We start from the raw sequence: 2,422 nt of genomic DNA, 5'->3' as shown, positions 1-2,422 counted from the left end.
CGGCGCGTGGCGGACCGGCCGTCGCGCGACCGCGCCTGCAGCAGGTGGCCGGTCGGCACGCAGGCCACAGCCATGGCATGCTGCACGCGGGGCCGCGCCTGGCGGGAGCAGGCGCGGTGGGGACGGTGGACGCACCGGGCACGGCGGCGTCCACCGCGGCGATGCACTTTCTTGCGGTGACGCCATGCGCACGCACGGGACCTTGATTCAGTGGAACGAGGAGCGCGGCTGCGGCCGGGTGCGCCTTGCCCATCGTGAGACCGAAGCCGAGGTGCAACGCGCGGCGTTTCCTGCCGACGGCGTTCCCCCGCGGGTGGGCGAACTGATCTCCTTCGACCTGGAGCACGACGCGCAGGGACGGCCGCGGGCCATGCGGGTGATGCGTCCCGGTCGGGCGCCTGCATCGCCCACGCGTGCGGCACCGCGTCCGCGTCGCGGTCTCTGGCTCGGCGTGCTGATGCTGCTGGCGGTGCTCGCGATCGCGGCCTACGCGGCGCTGCGCTTCGTGGCGGCACCCCAGGCAAGCCCTGCGGCACCCTCGGTGCCGGTGTCGTCAGCGCCTACCGCGCCCACGACGGCGCCTGCCTTCCACTGCGACGGCCGCACGCACTGCGCGCAGATGACCTCGTGCGACGAAGCGGTGTACTTCCTGCAGCACTGCCCGGGTGTGGAGATGGACGGCAACCACGACGGCGTGCCGTGCGAACGGCAGTGGTGCCGATCTTCGCGTTGAGCGTCTGCAGCCGCGTGGGCAACGCGGGGTCTTGACCGGGCCGTGATCCGCACTCCGTTACGGTCGCCGATTGCCTGCAGGTGACGCATGACCGAGCCACGTCTTTCCCCCGCCAAGACCCGCGCCCTGTCGCTGGGTCTGTTTGCCTTCGTCGCGGTCTTCGCCGCCATCGTCTGGTCGCTGCTGCGTCCGTACGGTTCGGTGTACTTCTTCCCGGTGCATTTCCTGGTCGGGCTGGGCCTGCCGTTCCTGTTCTACGCGCTGGGCGCCAACCGCGCCGCGTTCCTCGCCGGGCTGGGGCTGACCGCCATCGTCCTGGTGCTGTTCAACCTGTGGGGCGACCAGGTCGGTGGGATCGGTCCGCGCGTGTTCGACTGGGCGCATGCCGTGGCCGGGATCCTGGGCATGCTGCTGGCCTACGGCGTGTTCCGCCTGTCCACCCGTGTGCGCCAGCGCCACGTGCGCTGAGCGGTCCTCACTCCGCGTCGTCGCTGCGGGCGAACGGCGCCAGCCGCAGTTTCACCCGGTGCTCCACGCCGGCCGGGCACTGCCCCGGCGCCGGTCCGCGGAAATAGCTGCGCTGCCAGCCTTCGCGGCTGGCGTTGGAATCGGGCTGCTCCAGGTCGTGCAGGAACTGGCCACGGCTGCGCATCCACGCCTGGTGCTCGCGCTCCAGCTCCGGCGTCTGCGACAACGGCTGCCAGCGCGGTTCGGTCTCGGCCAGCACCCGTCGCTGCACCGGGAAGAAGTGGCAGAACGGCTCGCCGGCCTCGAACCGGACCCGGCCGGGCCGGGTGAACTGCCAGTTCATGGTGAAGGTGTACGGACTCCAGTCTGTCTCGATCAGCCCGGTGAGCCCGGCGATGCCGTCCTTGGGCCAATTCACCGGCGCGGTGACGTACAGGTCCACGCCGGCCTCGGTGCGGAACAGGCACGGCACGTGGAAGGTGAGCACGCCATAGCCGAAGTGGCTGACCGCCGGCGCGTGCGTCCCAGGTGCCGGCTGCACGCGCAGGTCGTCGAGCGCGTTGCCGCCGTTCCACTCGGCCTCGAACGCGGTCTGGCACAGCAGTTCCCAGCCATGCGCGTTGGCGATGTCCAGCGGCAGGCAGCGGTAGGCGTAGCGCTCGGCGGTCTGGTCCATCCACGGCCGCTCGCGCGGCGCCGGGCGCACGTCGAGGGTGTGGCCGTCGAGAACGTGGGCGGTGAGTTTCATGGCGCTTACAGGACGATGGACCAGCGCCGAGTGTGACGCCAAGCCGCGGCCTTGGCGACCGCGGCTTGGCGGTCGGCGACGCTCAGGCCGCTTCGAAGTCCAGCAGCGCCACGCCGTCGCCGACCAGCTCGCCCTCGCGTACGCGAAAGCCCTGCACGGTGCCGTCCGCCGGTGCCTGCAGGGTGTGCTCCATCTTCATCGCCTCCAGCACCAGCAGCGGCGTGCCGCGGCGCACCTGGGTGCCGGGCGCCACCAGCAGGGCGACGATGCGCCCCGGCATCGGCGCGGTCAGGCCGCCGCCTTCCACCGCCAGCTGGTCGGCCTCGGCGACCGGGTCGTGGCGTTCGAACAGGTAGCCGTGGCCGTCGACGAACAGGTGCAACTGCGTGCCGGCGAACACCGCATCGGCCTGCACCCGCTGTGTGCCGAGAAACGCAGACAGGCGCCCGTCGCGCAACTGGCCGCTCGCCTCG

Annotated in this window: 4 protein-coding genes; 2 read left to right on the top strand and 2 right to left on the bottom strand. The window is 71.7% G+C overall.

Features of this window, described 5'->3' with window-relative positions; translation table 11 throughout:
• Nucleotides 1-184: 184 nt before the first annotated feature.
• Complete coding sequence (locus D183_RS0110270; RefSeq protein ID WP_017908909.1) at nucleotides 185-733, top strand: excalibur calcium-binding domain-containing protein; 549 nt, start codon at nucleotides 185-187, stop codon at nucleotides 731-733.
• Nucleotides 734-820: 87 nt separating this feature from the next.
• On the top strand, nucleotides 821-1,201 hold the full coding sequence (locus tag D183_RS0110265) for a hypothetical protein (RefSeq protein WP_017908908.1): 381 nt from the start codon (nucleotides 821-823) through the stop codon (nucleotides 1,199-1,201).
• Nucleotides 1,202-1,208: 7 nt separating this feature from the next.
• On the opposite strand, the gene D183_RS0110260 is transcribed toward D183_RS0110265, so the two are convergent.
• Nucleotides 1,209-1,949 carry a DUF6065 family protein gene (locus D183_RS0110260; RefSeq protein ID WP_017908907.1) on the bottom strand — a complete coding sequence of 247 codons (741 nt, stop codon included), beginning with the start codon at nucleotides 1,947-1,949 and terminating at the stop codon, nucleotides 1,209-1,211.
• Between the two features lie 82 nt (nucleotides 1,950-2,031).
• The coding region (locus tag D183_RS24430; RefSeq protein WP_039726980.1) for an acetyl-CoA carboxylase biotin carboxyl carrier protein subunit at nucleotides 2,032-2,422 on the bottom strand (391 nt) is incomplete at its 5' end.

It is taken from the genome of Xanthomonas sp. SHU 199 (genome assembly GCF_000364665.1).
Lineage (GTDB): Bacteria > Pseudomonadota > Gammaproteobacteria > Xanthomonadales > Xanthomonadaceae > Xanthomonas_A > Xanthomonas_A sontii.
The sequence above is the reverse complement of the archived record's forward strand: the minus strand, read 5'-3'. Positions and strand labels throughout refer to the sequence as shown.